This window comes from Streptomyces sp. NPDC048825, from assembly GCF_043198355.1.
Classification (GTDB): Bacteria; Actinomycetota; Actinomycetes; order Streptomycetales; family Streptomycetaceae; genus Streptomyces; species Streptomyces xiangluensis.
In genome coordinates this window covers 1-13,965 of the sequence record NZ_JBICUR010000001.1, presented here as the reverse complement: position 1 = coordinate 13,965, position 13,965 = coordinate 1, and the positions used below count along the sequence as shown (strand labels likewise).

At 69.5% G+C, this 13,965-nt stretch carries 13 protein-coding genes; 5 read left to right on the top strand and 8 right to left on the bottom strand.

Annotation, left to right across the window (positions count from 1 at the left end; all coding sequences use genetic code 11):
* Positions 1-25 precede the first annotated feature (25 nt).
* Positions 26-2,284, top strand: a complete 2,259-nt coding sequence (locus ACGFNK_RS00065) for an MMPL family transporter (RefSeq protein ID WP_393410289.1) — start codon at positions 26-28, stop codon at positions 2,282-2,284.
* Here the strand turns inward: ACGFNK_RS00065 and ACGFNK_RS00060 are convergent.
* Positions 2,256-3,071, bottom strand: coding sequence for a serine hydrolase domain-containing protein (locus tag ACGFNK_RS00060; RefSeq protein ID WP_393410286.1), 816 nt, complete (start codon positions 3,069-3,071; stop codon positions 2,256-2,258). The genes ACGFNK_RS00065 and ACGFNK_RS00060 overlap by 29 nt on opposite strands.
* Positions 3,072-3,090: 19 nt before the next feature.
* On the bottom strand, positions 3,091-3,561 hold the full coding sequence (locus ACGFNK_RS00055; protein WP_393410283.1) for a GNAT family N-acetyltransferase: 471 nt from the start codon (positions 3,559-3,561) through the stop codon (positions 3,091-3,093).
* A 97-nt stretch (positions 3,562-3,658) separates the two neighbouring features.
* Here ACGFNK_RS00055 and ACGFNK_RS00050 point away from each other — a divergent pair, with 97 nt between their 5' ends.
* Together ACGFNK_RS00050 and ACGFNK_RS00045 are read left to right on the top strand one after the other, a co-directional pair.
* Positions 3,659-4,123 (top strand): MerR family transcriptional regulator, encoded by a 465-nt coding sequence (locus ACGFNK_RS00050; RefSeq protein ID WP_393410280.1) that lies wholly within the window; start codon positions 3,659-3,661, stop codon positions 4,121-4,123.
* Positions 4,123-5,139 carry an aldo/keto reductase gene (locus ACGFNK_RS00045; protein ID WP_393410277.1) on the top strand — a complete coding sequence of 339 codons (1,017 nt, stop codon included), beginning with the start codon at positions 4,123-4,125 and terminating at the stop codon, positions 5,137-5,139. Before ACGFNK_RS00050 ends, ACGFNK_RS00045 begins: the two co-directional genes overlap by 1 nt.
* A 221-nt stretch (positions 5,140-5,360) precedes the next feature.
* Here ACGFNK_RS00045 and ACGFNK_RS00040 read toward each other — a convergent pair whose 3' ends face one another.
* The 5 genes from ACGFNK_RS00040 to ACGFNK_RS00020 form a co-directional block, all read right to left on the bottom strand.
* Positions 5,361-6,056: a response regulator gene (locus ACGFNK_RS00040; protein ID WP_393410274.1), complete on the bottom strand. Its 696-nt coding sequence runs from the start codon at positions 6,054-6,056 to the stop codon at positions 5,361-5,363.
* Positions 6,053-7,465 carry a sensor histidine kinase gene (locus ACGFNK_RS00035; RefSeq protein ID WP_393410271.1) on the bottom strand — a complete coding sequence of 471 codons (1,413 nt, stop codon included), beginning with the start codon at positions 7,463-7,465 and terminating at the stop codon, positions 6,053-6,055. The genes ACGFNK_RS00040 and ACGFNK_RS00035 overlap by 4 nt, the downstream gene beginning before the upstream one ends.
* A gap of 110 nt (positions 7,466-7,575) precedes the next feature.
* A complete protein-coding gene (locus tag ACGFNK_RS00030) occupies positions 7,576-8,460 on the bottom strand; it encodes a DUF4429 domain-containing protein (protein ID WP_393410269.1) in 885 nt (294 codons plus the stop codon).
* Between the two features lie 46 nt (positions 8,461-8,506).
* Positions 8,507-9,727 carry an alpha/beta hydrolase gene (locus ACGFNK_RS00025; RefSeq protein WP_393410266.1) on the bottom strand — a complete coding sequence of 407 codons (1,221 nt, stop codon included), beginning with the start codon at positions 9,725-9,727 and terminating at the stop codon, positions 8,507-8,509.
* 134 nt (positions 9,728-9,861) lie between these two features.
* Positions 9,862-10,527, bottom strand: a complete 666-nt coding sequence (locus tag ACGFNK_RS00020) for a TetR family transcriptional regulator (RefSeq protein ID WP_393410264.1) — start codon at positions 10,525-10,527, stop codon at positions 9,862-9,864.
* A 155-nt stretch (positions 10,528-10,682) separates the two neighbouring features.
* Between ACGFNK_RS00020 and ACGFNK_RS00015 the strand changes: the two genes are divergently transcribed.
* Complete coding sequence (locus ACGFNK_RS00015; RefSeq protein ID WP_393410262.1) at positions 10,683-12,305, top strand: MFS transporter; 1,623 nt, start codon at positions 10,683-10,685, stop codon at positions 12,303-12,305.
* A 279-nt stretch (positions 12,306-12,584) separates the two neighbouring features.
* On the top strand, positions 12,585-12,893 hold the full coding sequence (locus ACGFNK_RS00010; RefSeq protein WP_393410260.1) for a small hydrophobic protein: 309 nt from the start codon (positions 12,585-12,587) through the stop codon (positions 12,891-12,893).
* A gap of 72 nt (positions 12,894-12,965) precedes the next feature.
* Here ACGFNK_RS00010 and ACGFNK_RS00005 read toward each other — a convergent pair whose 3' ends face one another.
* Positions 12,966-13,721 carry a potassium channel family protein gene (locus tag ACGFNK_RS00005; protein ID WP_393410257.1) on the bottom strand — a complete coding sequence of 252 codons (756 nt, stop codon included), beginning with the start codon at positions 13,719-13,721 and terminating at the stop codon, positions 12,966-12,968.
* Positions 13,722-13,965 lie beyond the last annotated feature (244 nt).

The following is a 13,965-nucleotide window of genomic DNA, read 5'->3' as shown; positions in this document are numbered from 1 at the left end:
ACCCGCTCGGCAGAGAACCGAGGCCATGGCCAACCGCGAAAGCACAGAGGGACGGGGCAAGCCACCGAAGGGGGGCCTGCGACGGCTGGGGGAGTGGTGTGCCCACCACTTCGTGATCGTGATCGTCGCCTGGCTGGTGGCCCTCGGCGGGCTGCAGGCGCTGAACCACCTCCACGGCGGAACGTACTCCGACGACTTCGCTCTGTCCGACGTGCAGTCCGAGGAGGGCCTGGACGTCCTGAAGGAGCACGATCCGCAGGCCGGCGGCTACAGCAGCCAGATCGTCCTGCACGACGACGACAAGGCCCTCACCTCGCTCGGCTCGCAGATGTCGACCACCGTCGCCGACCTGCAGAAACTGCCGCACGTCCTGTCCGTGCAGAACCCGCTGGAGGCCACCTCCTCGAAGGTCGGCCCGGTGTCCTCAGATGGGAAGACCGCCTACGTCACCATCCGCTTCGACGAGCAGCCGTCCCTCCTCGGCGACGGCTACCTCGACGGGGTCGACGACGCCGTCGAGCCGCTCAGGGACGCCGGCGTCGAGGTCGAGTACGGCGGATCGCTGGGCGAGCTGGCGCGACCCGACGCCGACGACCGGGTGAGCGAGCTGATCGGCTTCGCGGTCGCCATCGTCGTCCTGCTCATCGGCTTCGGCAGTGTGATCGCCGCCGGACTGCCCCTGATCACCGCGCTGATCGGCGTGGTCGGCGGACTCGCCTGCCTCGGGTTGCTCGCCATCGCGTTCACGTTCGCGACGGTGTCACCCACCCTCGCCACGATGATCGGCCTCGGCGTCGGGATCGACTACGCGCTCTTCCTGATCACCCGTCACCGGCAGAACCTCATGGACGGCGCGGACCCGGTGCGCGCCGCCGGCCACGCCAACGCCACCAGCGGGCGCGCGGTGCTGGTGTCCGGAACCACGGTGATCGTCGCCCTGATGGGCCTGTTCACGTCCGGCGTGAGCTTCATCGGCAAACTGGGCCTGGCCGCGGCCGTCACGGTCGTCTCGGCCGTCCTCGGCGCGCTCACCCTGGTCCCTGCCCTGCTGGGGCTGATCGGCCGGCGTATCGACCGCTACACGGTGCGCCGCCCGGTCGCCGAGACCGGTGCCGACGACGGCGCCGAGGCCCAGGGCACCTGGCACCGCTACGCCCAGCGCGTGGAGCGCAGACCCCTGCAGTTCCTGGCGGCGGGCCTCGCCACCATCGCGGTGCTGGCCATCCCGGTGTTCTCGATCCAGCTCGGCCACATCGGCGACGGCGCCGACCCCACGTCCTTCACCGACCGGCGGGCCTACGACCTGATGACCGACGCGTTCGGCCCGGGCTCCAACGGGCCCCTCACCGTCGTCATCGACCAGACCTCCGTACCGGACTCACAGCGCTCGGATCTCGCCTCGCACGCCCAGCAGACCCTGAACGGCGTGTCCGGGAACTCCTTCGTCACGCCACTGACGCCGACGCAGGACGGAGACGTCCTGCTCGGCACCGTCTACTCGGCCGGGTCCCCGCAGAACGCGGACACCACGGACCTCGTGAACCGGCTCGTCGACGACACCCTGCCCGCGGCGGTCTCCGGCACCGACGCCAAGGGCTACGTCACCGGGACGACGGCCGCGCAGGTCGACTTCCGCGACATCGTCGCGAGCCGGCTGCCGCTGATCATCGGCGTGGTGGTCGCCCTGGCCTTCCTGATCGTCCTCGCGGTCTTCCGCGGCCTGCTCGTGGCCCTCAAGGCGGCCGTCCTCAACGTCCTGTCGATCGCCGCCTCGTACGGCGTCGTCGTCGCCGTCTTCCAGTGGGGCTGGGGCGGGCCCGCGCTGGGCGTCAACGGCAAGGTGCCCATCGAGAGCTATGTGCCGATGATGATGTTCGCCATCATCTTCGGACTGAGCATGGACTACGAGATCTTCCTGCTGTCCCGCGTGCACGAGGCCTGGCTGCGCACGGGGGATGCCAAGGCCTCGGTCGCCCATGCGCTGGAGATCACCGCGCGCGTGATCACCTGCGCGGCCCTGATCATGGTGAGCGTCTTCGCAGCCTTCATCGTCAGCGACAACATCGTGGTCAAGATGCTGGGCCTGGGCCTCGCCGTCAGCGTGCTCATCGACGCCACGGTGGTCCGCCTGCTCATGGTGCCCGCGGTACTGACCCTGCTGGGCCGACACGCCTGGTGGACGCCCCGGTGGCTGGACAAGATCCTGCCGCACATCGACACGGAGGGAGAGGGCGAGACCCTCGCTGCTGAACGCGCTACAGCTCGGCCAGTACCGCGTCCGTGAACACCGGCCACGCCTCGATCGCCCAGGGCCCGAACGCCCGGTCCGTCAGCGCGACACAGGCCGCGCGCGCGTCCGGATCGACCCACAGGAACGTGCCCGACTGGCCGAAGTGGCCGCAGGTCCGTGGAGAGGATGAACTGCCCGTCCAGTGGGGGGACTTGGAGTCGCGTATCTCGAAGCCCAGGCCCCAGTCGTTGGGGTTCTGGTGGCCGTACCCCGGAAGGACGCCCTTCGTGCCGGGGTACTGGACCGTCATCGCCTCGGCGACCGTCCGCGGGTCGAGCAGACGCGGCGCCTGCACCTCGGCCGCGAAGCGGACCAGGTCGTCGACGCTCGAGACGCCGTCCTTGGCGGGCGAGCCGTCGAGCGTCGTCGACGTCATCCCCAGCGGCTCCAGCACCGCCTGCCGCGCGTAGTCCGCGAACGGGATGTCCGTCGCCTTCGCGACATGATCTCCCAGCGCCTCGAACCCCGCGTTGGAGTACAGCCGCCGCTCCCCGGGCGCCGACATCACCCGGTGCTCGTCGAAGGCCAGCCCGGAGGTGTGGGCGAGGAGATGGCGGACCGTGGAGCCGGGCGGGCCCGCTGGTTCGTCCAGCTCGATCGCCCCTTCCTCGTACGCGACCAGCGCGGCGTACGCGGCGAGCGGCTTGGTGACCGAGGCCAGGGGGAAGCGGTGCCCGGTCGCGCCGTACGACCCGAGGACGGTGCCGTCCGCGCGTACGACGGCCGCGGCGGCGGAGGGCACCGGCCAGTTCTCGATCAACGCCAGGCTGTGCAGTGACATGCGTACGAGGTTATGCGGCTCACAGCGTCAGCCGCATCGAGGGGTCGGGCTTGCGTACGAAGCCCAGCGACGCGTACAGCGGCTCGGCCTCGGCGGAGGCGTTCAGATCGACCTGGGCGGCGCCCTTCTCGCGGAACCAGTCGAGGAGGCTCTCCATGCACGCGCGCGCGTACCCGCGGCGCCGCGCGTCCGGGTCGGTGGCCACACTGAAGACGTACCCCACGCGGCCGTGCGGATTGTCCGCCCGCCCGATCCGGTACTCGAGGGTCCCGACGACGAGCGCCGCGAGCGCGTCCGGCCGGTCTGGGTGGTCGACGACGAAGGCCGCGAAGTCCCCGTCCGCATCGGCGAGTCTGGCGCGTACGGTGGGCAGGGACTCGGCGTGCCACTCGGTTGAACTGTCCGCGCTGAAGACCGAGTTGATCATCACCTGACGTAGCCGGAGCACTTCTTCCGCGTCCTCGACTGTGGCACGTCGTACGAGACTCATGTCCCGCACGCTAACCACCGCGCTCACGTCACGTCCTCCGGTTTTCTCACCGTATTCGCTTGCTTGGAGCGCACTCCAAGGTTTTAGCGTGGGGGCCATGACGGTGATGGAGACCACGAGTACTACCAGGACCGACAGTTGCGCCGGCCCGCGGCAGGTCGACAGACGCCCGGACGGACAGGACAAGTACACGATCAGCGAAGTCGTCGCCTTCACCGGTCTGACGGCGCACACCCTGCGCTGGTACGAGCGCATCGGGCTGATGCCGCACATCGACCGCTCGCACACCGGCCAGCGCCGCTACAGCAACCGCGACCTGGACTGGCTCGACCTCGTCGGCAAGCTCCGGCTGACCGGCATGCCGGTCGCCGACATGGTGCGGTACGCGGAGCTGGTGCGCGAGGGCGACCACACCTATGGCGACCGCTTCGAGCTCCTGAAGGCGACCCGGCAGGACGTCCTGTCCCGGATCGCCGAACTCCAGGACACGCTCGCGGTACTCGACCGAAAGATCAATTTCTACGCGGACGCCGGGCGTGCCCTGGCGTCGGAGAGGTCCTGATGACGGACAGCAAGATCGCGAAGGTGGAACTCGGCACGGGCGGCCCCGAGGTCGGTGTACAGGGCCTCGGCTGCATGGGGATGAGCTTCGCGTACGGCCCGACGGACGCCGACGAGGCACGGGCCACCCTGGAGCGCGCGCTGGAACTGGGCGTGACGCACTATGACACCGCCGATGCCTACGGCCAGGGCGAGAACGAGAAGTTCCTGTCCCCGTTCTTCAAGGCCCACCGCGACGAGGTCGTCATCGCGACGAAGTTCGCCCTGGCGATCCCGCCGGACGAGCCGACGAAGCGCATCATCCGCAATGACGCGCCGTACATCCGCCAGGCCGTCGAGGCGAGCCTGACGCGCCTGGACGTCGACGTGATCGACCTCTATTACATGCACCGCCGCGACCCGAGCGTCCCCATCGAGGAGACCGTCGGGGTCATGGCCGAGCTGGTGCGCGAGGGCAAGGTCAAGCACCTTGGGCTCAGTGAGGTCACGGGCGGCGAGCTGCGCGCGGCGCAGGCCGTGCATCCGATCGCGGCCGTGCAGTCGGAGTGGTCGTTGTTCAGCCGCGACATCGAGGCCGGCGTCGTACCGGCCGCCCGTGAGCTGGGCGTGGCCCTGGTGCCGTACTCGCCGCTCGGCCGCGGCTTCCTCACGGGCTCCTTCGCCAACGCCGAGAAGGACCTGACCGCCGACGACTTCCGCCGTATGCAGCCCCGCTTCACGGGCGAGAACGCGGCCGCCAATGTGGCCCTCCTCGAGCCGATACGGGCGGTCGCCGACTCCCACAGCGCCTCGCTCGGGCAGATCGCGCTGGCGTGGGTGCAGCAGCAGGCGGCGATGCACGGGCTGCCGGTCGTACCGATCCCTGGCACCCGCAAGCGCAGCCGCATCGAGGAGAACGTGGCGGCCACCCGCATCGTCCTCAGCGAGGATGACATGGCTCTGCTGGAGCCGATCGCCTCCAAGGTGGCCGGAACCCGGTACGCCGACATGACGTTCACGTCGGCGGGCCGCGAGTGAGTATCGCGGTCGCGTTCCTCGAAGTGGCGTAGGAATCCGGACCGTTGCGATCCGGTGACCGACTCTTCGGTGAACGCCCTCAGGAGCTCCTCGGCCACGTCCGCGCCGCTCGCAGCGGCGGAAGCGGCGCTCTGCCGGAGTGACCTGCGGAGTCACACACTCCGAGGCGCTCCACCACTTCGCGGGACGAGTCCGGCACCGCTGGTCACGCCCGGCCTGCCCTACCGGTCGCCGGGCGTGACCAGCCCCGACTCATAGGCGAAGATCACGACCTGCGCGCGATCGCGCAGGTCCAGCTTCGCCAGTACGCGGCCTATGTGGGTCTTCACCGTCTGCTCGGCCAGCACCAGGTGGTCCGCTATCTCCTGGTTGGACAGCCCGCGGGCCACCAACTCCAGCACCTCCGTCTCACGCGGCGTCAGGCCCTCCAGTTGGACGGCCGGTTTTCTGCGCGGCGCGGGTCGCTGCTGCGCGAAGTCCGCGATCAGACGGCGCGTCACCTTCGGGGCGAGCAACGCGTCCCCGGCGGCCACCACACGCACCGCCGCGATCAGGTCGGCGGGCGGCGCGTCCTTGAGCAGGAACCCGGAGGCTCCGGCGCGCAGCGCCTCGTAGACGTAGTCGTCCGCGTCGAAGGTGGTGAGCATCAGCACCTTCGGCCGGCTCAAGGTGTCCTCGCGATCCTCGTGCTCCTCCCGCGGGTCCAGCAGCACGCGCGCCGCGGCCAGACCGTCCATCTCCGGCATCCGTACGTCCATGAGGACGACGTCGGGGCGCGTGCCACGGGCCAGTTCGACCCCCTTTCTGCCGTCCGCCGCCTCGCCCACCACGTCGATATCGCTCTGCGCCGCCAGCAGGGCCGCGAAACCGGCGCGGACCATGGCCTGGTCGTCGACGATGATCACGCGGATGGTCATGAAGTGCCGGGCTCCTTCGCGGGCTCTACGGATTCCAGGGGTTCCACGGGCTTCTCCGCGGAAGACGGAGACTCAGCCACCGGCAGCCGGGCCGCGACGCGGAACCCCCCGTCGGGGAGCGGCCCGACATCCAGCGTGCCGCCGACCAGCCGGACGCGCTCGCCCATGCCGACCAGGCCGTGCCCGGTGCCGCTCGACTCCAGCCCGGAAACCGTCTTCGCCGCGGGCCCGTTGACGACCAGCACCGTCAGATGCCGGCCGTCGGTGGACAGCGACACCTGGGTGGGGGCGCCGGGGGAATGCCGCACCACGTTCGACAGGGCCTCCTGCACGATGCGATACGCGGACAGGTCCACGGCCGGTGACACCTTCGACCACTCCTCCTCGTCCTTCTCGAGAACCGGCTTCGGAAGCGACAGTTCGACCGGCACACCGCCGCGTCTGGTCGCCTCGACGAGCTGGCGCAGTTTGTCCAGGCCAGGCTGCGGGGCCCGCTCGTCCCGCGCGTCCTCACTGCGCAGCACCTCGAGGAGCCGCCGCATCTCACCCAGCGAGTCACGGGCACCGACGGCTATCGACTCGAACTCCGCCCGTACGTCGTCGGAGACACCGGAGAGCCGGTACGGCGCGGAGTCCGCCTGGACCGAGATCACCGTCATGTGGTGGGCCACCACGTCGTGCAACTCCCTTGCGATACGCGCCCGTTCCTCCAGCAGCGTGCGCCGTGCGCGCTCGGCCTCGCTGATCGTCTCCTGCTCGACGAGCCGCCGCCGGGTCTCGCCCCGCTCGCGCAGCAGGGTGCCGAGCAGCAGTGCGGCACCGCTGAGGACGATCATCAGCACGCTGGTGTCCTGGCTGTCAGATACCCGGAGCGCGCCCAGCACGAGGCTCGCGGCCACGGTGGCCCCCCAGACGCCGATCACGGTGCGGCGCGGCTCGTGCAGGGAGAGCGCCAGGCACAGCACCACATAGCCCACGATGACCATGGCGGTGAAGGGAGAGGGCCGGCCGTCGTCGTGGTTCAGCAGCACGAACGCCCCGATGACGTCTGCCACGAAGACGATCCACCACGCGGCCAGCGGTCGGCTCACGGCCAGCAGCAGAGGCGCGGCCTGGGCGAAGCCGAGCGCCCCGGAGAGACCGTCGTCCACCCCGTAGTCGCTCCCCAGGACCTGGGCCGTGACCGGGACCAGGACGGCGGCGAAGCCCAGCACGATCACATACGGCAGCCGTCGCATCCAGCGCTTGGGCGCATGCGCGAGGAGGGGCTCGGCCGCACCGCTCGGCGGGACGAAGGCCGTCGTGGCCTCACGCAGCGCGGCGAGCGCACGGTGCCGCACCCCGTGCCCGGACCGCTCCTCGGCCGGTGCGCGGGGCTCCTGACCGGGAGGAGTCGCTGCATTGCTCATGGCCCGATCAGCGTAGGCGCGAAGATCCCACCGCCGCGTCCTACCTGAGAGCCGGGCCGCACCTCATACCCAGGTACGAGCGGTATGACGACGAGTCACCACACGTCCCGTCACAGCTCCGCGAGCAACTCCGCCTTCTTCGACGTGAACTCCTCGTCCGTCACCAGCCCCGCCTGGTGCAGCTCACCAAGGTGCCGGATCCGGTCGGCGATGTCCGCGGGATCGCGGTGCCGGGCGGACGGGGCGCCGTCACTCTTCGCCGGGGGCCCGGCCGCGCGTACCGCCGCGAGGACCGAGGCCGCGAAGGGCAGCGACTCGTGCACGGGCCCGTAACCGAGGCCGAAGACGACCGCCGCCGGGTCCTGGTCGGCCTGCGCGGGCTGGGCGACGGACGTTTCGCGGTGCAGCAGCCGCAGATGGCCCTCGAAGACCTCGGGCGAGCGCCATTCGACGCCGCTCAGCTCCGAGACCGCGAAACTCTGGTCGCCGGCCTTCCACTTGGCGGACGAGGCACCCGTCCAGAACCAGCGGAAGGACACCGACTTGCCGTCGAAGGAGGCCTTCCCGTCGTACGCCTTGAACTGCAGCGGCGTCTCGGGCGCGTTCACCAGATAGCGCTCCGCCACGGCCGCGTCGTCGGGCACGAGCCGGGCCCGCAGTTCGTCGGCGTAGTACTCGGCGAGTGTCTCGCGATCGCCGGGGAGCACCAGACGGTAGGGATCGCATGCTTCCTTGAGCTGTCCCGCCGCCGCCTCCATCAGTGGATCCGCGCCCGGTCTCGGTTCGGCGCGCAGAACGACGGTCCCGCGCCTGCCCGGGGTCAGCGTCACCGCTGCGATCGCCTCGATGGGGATACGGCGCTCGCCGAGCGCCTGGAAGAGCTTCGGCGTACGGATCCCCCGTTCGAAGCGGATGAGCACGGAGTCGGACTCGAACTCCCAGGCGGCATGAAATCCGGCCAGTACGTCACCCATGCGGGCCATCGTATGCGTCATGCGCTTCCTCGTCCCCTCCCCGTGCGAACCGTAGTTTCTTCGTCCTCTACGCGCGTCCGGCTTCAGCCATGTCGGACAAAGCCTTCTGGCACACGTCATCCTCGTGTGCGCAGCTCACCGCCCGGTACGCGCCAACGCCGATCTCGGCGAAGTTGCGCAGGCTCTCCGTACCCGGCTCGAAATAGCCGGCGTGGCCCTTCGCTCCCCAGGCGGACAGCACCCGCGCCCCGAATCCCGAGGACACCGGATCGGCGCCGTGACCGAGCCAGCCGACCTCCATATAGGGCACGTCCTGGATCCAGTCGTCGGAGTCCCGCGTTGCCCACACCCGTGCGGAGGTGTGCAGCTGCGAGGCGTTCGCGACTCGCATCCCGGGGCTGCCTGCGACCGCTATGTCGGAGACCCGGGACGGCAGCGTGTCCGCGGCGACGCCGCAGACCACGGAGCCGTAGCTGTGGCAGTACAGCGCGATGGGCGAGCGGCCCGGCAGCGTCCGTACGAGCGTGTTGAGCCGGACCGCGCCCTCCTCGGCGCGTACGCCGGTGGCCGCGTCCATGCCGAGCCCGCTGGGAGCCGTGTAGTCGGCCCAGGCGATCACGGCCGTACGCGTACTCGGGCTCGCCGCGCGCTCCTCCAGATACAGGGACCTCGCCATGCCGACGGGCGCGGAGAACTCGCGGTCGGTGCGCTGGAAGTTCAGTACGTCCGTGTCGACGCCCGGAACGACGACCGAGACCCGCTGCGCTTTGCCCAGGTCTCCGAAGACCTCGGCGATCCGGCCCGCGCCCAGCGGGTCGAAGGCGAGGATCTGACGGTCCTTGTGCAGCAGGTCCTCGTAACGATGCATACGGCGGCCCGCCTCGTGCTGGCCCGCGGGCGAGAGCCGTTCGTCGTGCATGCGTTGTCGCTCGGTCTCGCGTGCCTCGTCGAGCGCGATGTGGTTGGCGCGGTAGCGAAGTCTCACCGGCGCGCCGTTCATATTGCCGACCGCGAGCGGATAGCGGGCGGCGAGCCGGTGGCGCTGGTGGACGTCGAGCGAGGCGAAGAAGCGGGCGAGGCGGGCCGGAGCGGCGCCCGGGTCCGGCAGCGCGCGTCCGCCGATGCTGCCGCGTTCCCAGGCGGAGAGGGAGGCCTCGAGCGGCGTCGCGGCAGCTCTGTGGTTGCGTACGACGGTCCAGCCGGTGGTCGCCAGCATGACGAAGACGACGGCCAGAGCGAGGAGAGCGCGCCAGACGTTGAGTTGCGGAGGGGAGTCGAAGGAAGTCACTGGGAGGACACACTAAGAGAACAAGAGTGTCTCGCGTTAACCGAGTGAGGGGGATCACGTTTCTCACTGGGTAATTGGGGCAATCCGGAATCAGTGGGAGTTAAAGCGTCACGCTGCGTAGGGAAGTTGAAGCGTCACGCCGCGTCATCATCCGTTTTGCCTTGTATGTTCCAGTTCTTGGCCAACGCGGGCCCCACCTGGTCGAGATAAGCGGTGGTCAGTGCGCGAATCGCCTCGACACTGAGGTCGTCGCCCGCGCTCCACCGCTGCCCGGTCACTCGCATCACCCCGGTGAACACGGCCACCGCCACCCGCGGACGCGGATCGGCGTCCACGTCCAGGCCCTCACGCTCGGCGATCAGCCGCGCGAGCTTCTCCTCCAACTCCGCGGTGCGGCGCAGATGGACGGCGAGCAGGGTGGGCGTCGATTCGATCAGCTGGAAAGCGCGCATGTGCAGTTCGACCGGGATGACGCTCTCGATGGTCTCGTTCAGGGTGTCCCAGTTCTCCAGGACGGCCCGGCGCAACGCCTCCAACGGGCTCTCGTGCGGCGGGCGTTCGCGCACCAGGTCGAGGAAGTGCGCCTCCGCCATTTCCAGGACCGCGAAGGCTGCCTCCTCCTTGCCCGCGAAGTAACGGAAGAACGTGCGCTGTGACACATCGACGGCGTCGGCGATCTCGTCGACCGTCGTCCGCTCGTACCCCTTGCTCGTGAACAGCTCCAGAGCGGCCCGCACCAGCGCGTCCCTGGTCCGCTGCTTCTTGCGCTCGCGCAGCCCGGGCCGGGGCAGCGTGTCCATGGGGCCTCCCTTCCGGACTGTCCGAACTGATCGCATCAAGCCTTGTTCGCTCCCAAGCCTTTTTGTCCAGCTCACCCTATCCGTGAGTGACGTGACAGTTACCGACTTGTGAATTGGTTTGTCAAGTGTCAGTGGCTGTCATTAGCCTCGAAGGCATGACTAGTCAGACCACTGTCGACACGACGGGCTCGGGGGACAAGACGCCAGTCGTCCCGTCGGACCGGAAAACGGACCGGGGGCTTCGCGGCCACCCCTGGTTGACCCTCATCACCGTGGCCGTGGGCGTCATGATGGTCGCCCTTGACGGCACCATCGTGGCCATCGCCAACCCAGCCATCGCCACGGACCTGGGCGCCACCTTCGCCGACGTCCAGTGGATCACCAACGCGTACTTCCTCGCGCTCGCCGTCACGCTGATCACGGCCGGCAAGCTCGGCGACCGGTTCGGACACCGGCAGACCTTCCTCATAGGCGTCGTGGGCTTCGCGGCGGCCTCGGGCGTCATCGGGCTGTCCAGCTCCATCGCCATGGTCGTGACGTTCCGCGTCTTCCAGGGCCTGTTCGGCGCGCTGCTGATGCCGGCCGCGCTCGGACTGCTGAGGGCCACCTTCCCCGCCGAGAAGCTGAACATGGCCATCGGTATCTGGGGCATGGTGATCGGCGCCTCCACCGCGGGCGGTCCGATCCTCGGCGGCGTGCTGGTTGAGAACGTCAACTGGCAGTCCGTCTTCTTCATCAACGTCCCCGTCGGCATCCTGGCCGTCGTCCTCGGCGTGGTGATCCTCACCGACCACCGCGCCAAGAACGCGCCGCGCTCCTTCGACCTGCTCGGCATCGGGCTGTTGTCCGGCGCCATGTTCTGCCTGGTCTGGGCGCTCATCAAGGCCCCCGAGTGGGGCTGGGGCGACGGTATGACCTGGACGTTCCTGGGCGTCTCCGTGCTCGGCTTCGCCCTGTTCGCGCTCTGGGAGACGAAGGTCAGGGAACCGCTCATCCCGCTGGCCCTGTTCCGTTCCGTACCGCTCTCGGCCGGTGTGGTCCTGATGGTGCTCATGGCCATCGCCTTCATGGGCGGCCTCTTCTTCGTCACCTTCTACTTGCAGAACGTGCACGGCATGAGCCCCATCGACGCGGGCCTGCACCTGCTGCCGCTCACCGGCATGATGATCGTCGGCTCGCCTCTCGCGGGTGCCATGATCACCAAGGTGGGGCCACGCATCCCGCTCGCGGGCGGCATGGCGTGCACGGCCATCGCCATGTACGGCATGTCGACGCTGGAGAAGGGCACCGGCAGCGGCGTCATGTCGATCTGGTTCGCCCTTCTCGGCCTCGGACTCGCGCCCGTCATGGTCGGCGCCACCGAGGTCATCGTGGGCAACGCGCCGATGGAGCTCTCCGGTGTCGCCGGCGGTCTCCAGCAGGCGGCCATGCAGATCGGCGGCAGCCTCGGTACGGCGGTTCTCGGCGCCGTGATGGCCTCCAAGGTCGACAACGACCTCGCGGGCAACTGGGCGGACGCCAAGCTTCCGCCGCTCAACGAGGCCCAGCTCAACCAGGCCTCCGAAGCGGTCCAGGTCGGCGCCGCGCCGGTGCCGCCGGACACCCCGGCCCCGATCGCGGAGAAGATCACGGACGTCGCCCACGACACGTTCATCTCCGGTATGAGCTTGGCCAGCCTGGTCGCCGCCGGGGTCGCCGCCGTCGCGGTCCTCGTCGCCTTCCTCACCAAGCGCGGCGCCAACGCGGACGCCGCCGGTCCGGGGGCGGGGCACATCTAGGCAGCTGCCGCCGTGTCTGACGCTCCGTCGGGTACACCCGGCGGGGCGTTCGCCTATCAGGGTGACAGGTGTCCGTACGACTTTCGTACGGTCCTTATCGGCGGCCAGAGTGGTTCAACTGATCCGTACGCCACGGCAGTCGGGCCAGGCCGCGGCGCGCCGCCGGAGGGGGATGGCGCGCCGCGGATTCAACCGTGTTCCCAGAGAACGTGTCTAGGGATTACGAACCGGGGTACTCGCCGCATCGAGCCCGAACCAGCAGCAAAGTCCAGGGAGTTGATGATGGCGGGCTTCGGACACACCACGCGCAAGCACCCCCGCTCACGTAGCCGGACGAGGTCACGGAGTGGGCCGGATCGCGCGACGCTCGGAATCATCGGAGCCATCTGCGCGGTCGCCGGCTTCTTCACACTGGGCATCATTCTCGGCCCGGTGGCGATCGCCTGCGGCTGGCTCGCCATGGGACGCAGCTGGAGCGGCGCCCGCCCGGTACCGGCACTGATCGCCGTGGTGCTGGGCACGATCGACACGGTCCTGGCGATCGTCTGGCTCGCCGGGGCAGGAACTCCCGCGGCCGGAATGTTCTGATCCGCGGTCCGCGGGACGTGAGGGAGCCCCGCGCTCCGTCAGGGGCGCGGGGCCGTCACCTGTACACGGGCCCTATGTACGGCCCTTCTCGGGGACCTTTGCCGAGGGTTCGGACAGCGCGGCGACCTGGGCGCGCAGCGCCCGTACCTCCTCCGTGAGAGCCTCGATCGCGGCCGTCTGCCGTCGCTCCTCCACGTCGTCCGACTCGAAGCGGGCGATGAACCAGGCCGCGATATTGGCGGTGACGACACCGAGCAGGGCGATCCCGGAGAGCATCAGCCCGACCGCGATCACGCGGCCGAGACCGGTCGTCGGCGCATGGTCGCCGTAGCCGACGGTCGTCATCGTGGTGAACGACCACCACACCGCGTCACCCATCGACTTGATGTTGCCGTCCGGCGACTCCCGTTCGACGGACAGCACGGCGAGCGAGCCGAACATCATCAGCGCCACCACGGCGCCCGCGACGTACGTCGTGAGCCGGATCTGCGTGGCCATCCTGGCCCGCTGCCCGACGAGCAGCACCGTGGCCACGACCCTGAGCAGCCGTAGCGGCTGAATCAGCGGCAGCAGTACGGCGCACAGGTCGAGCCAGTGCGTACGCACGAACTCGCCCCGCCGCTCGGCCAGTACGAGCCGTACGAGGTAGTCGAGGGAGAAGGCTCCCCACACCATCCACTCGACCACCTCACACGCGCCGGTCACGCCCCGACTGGCATCGGGCCAGACGATCGGCACCGCATAGGCGACGGCGAACACCACCGCCATCCCCATCAACGGTCGCTGAGTACGCCGCTCCCAACGATGTTGTGCCGATCCCTCGTCCATGCCCGCATTATCGGGTGCGGGTTGCCTCCGGCGGTTGGGCGGTTGGGTTCGTTGTCCGGTGCGGGTGCGTTGTGGCTGGTCGCGCCCCGCGGCGGAGCCGCTAATGTCGCAGCCCCGCGCCCCTTAGGTGCGTGGTGGGTCGGGGCCGTGGGCCGGTGCGTCAGCCCGTCGCAGGGTGGGCATACGGCCCTCCGGCTCACACAGGGCGCAGGTGGCCTGAGACAGAACCTACGCGACGGGCATA

Coding starts and splice junctions, on each gene's coding strand:
- ACGFNK_RS00020 (WP_393410264.1), bottom strand. CDS start 10,527: ATGGACACGCTGCCCCGGCCCGGGCTGCGCGAGCGCAAGAAGCAGCGG.
- ACGFNK_RS00045 (WP_393410277.1), top strand. CDS start 4,123: ATGACGGACAGCAAGATCGCGAAGGTGGAACTCGGCACGGGCGGCCCC.
- ACGFNK_RS00060 (WP_393410286.1), bottom strand. CDS start 3,071: ATGTCACTGCACAGCCTGGCGTTGATCGAGAACTGGCCGGTGCCCTCC.
- ACGFNK_RS00050 (WP_393410280.1), top strand. CDS start 3,659: ATGACGGTGATGGAGACCACGAGTACTACCAGGACCGACAGTTGCGCC.
- ACGFNK_RS00055 (WP_393410283.1), bottom strand. CDS start 3,561: ATGAGTCTCGTACGACGTGCCACAGTCGAGGACGCGGAAGAAGTGCTC.
- ACGFNK_RS00010 (WP_393410260.1), top strand. CDS start 12,585: ATGATGGCGGGCTTCGGACACACCACGCGCAAGCACCCCCGCTCACGT.
- ACGFNK_RS00035 (WP_393410271.1), bottom strand. CDS start 7,465: ATGAGCAATGCAGCGACTCCTCCCGGTCAGGAGCCCCGCGCACCGGCC.
- ACGFNK_RS00005 (WP_393410257.1), bottom strand. CDS start 13,721: ATGGACGAGGGATCGGCACAACATCGTTGGGAGCGGCGTACTCAGCGA.
- ACGFNK_RS00040 (WP_393410274.1), bottom strand. CDS start 6,056: ATGACCATCCGCGTGATCATCGTCGACGACCAGGCCATGGTCCGCGCC.
- ACGFNK_RS00015 (WP_393410262.1), top strand. CDS start 10,683: ATGACTAGTCAGACCACTGTCGACACGACGGGCTCGGGGGACAAGACG.
- ACGFNK_RS00030 (WP_393410269.1), bottom strand. CDS start 8,460: ATGACGCATACGATGGCCCGCATGGGTGACGTACTGGCCGGATTTCAT.
- ACGFNK_RS00065 (WP_393410289.1), top strand. CDS start 26: ATGGCCAACCGCGAAAGCACAGAGGGACGGGGCAAGCCACCGAAGGGG.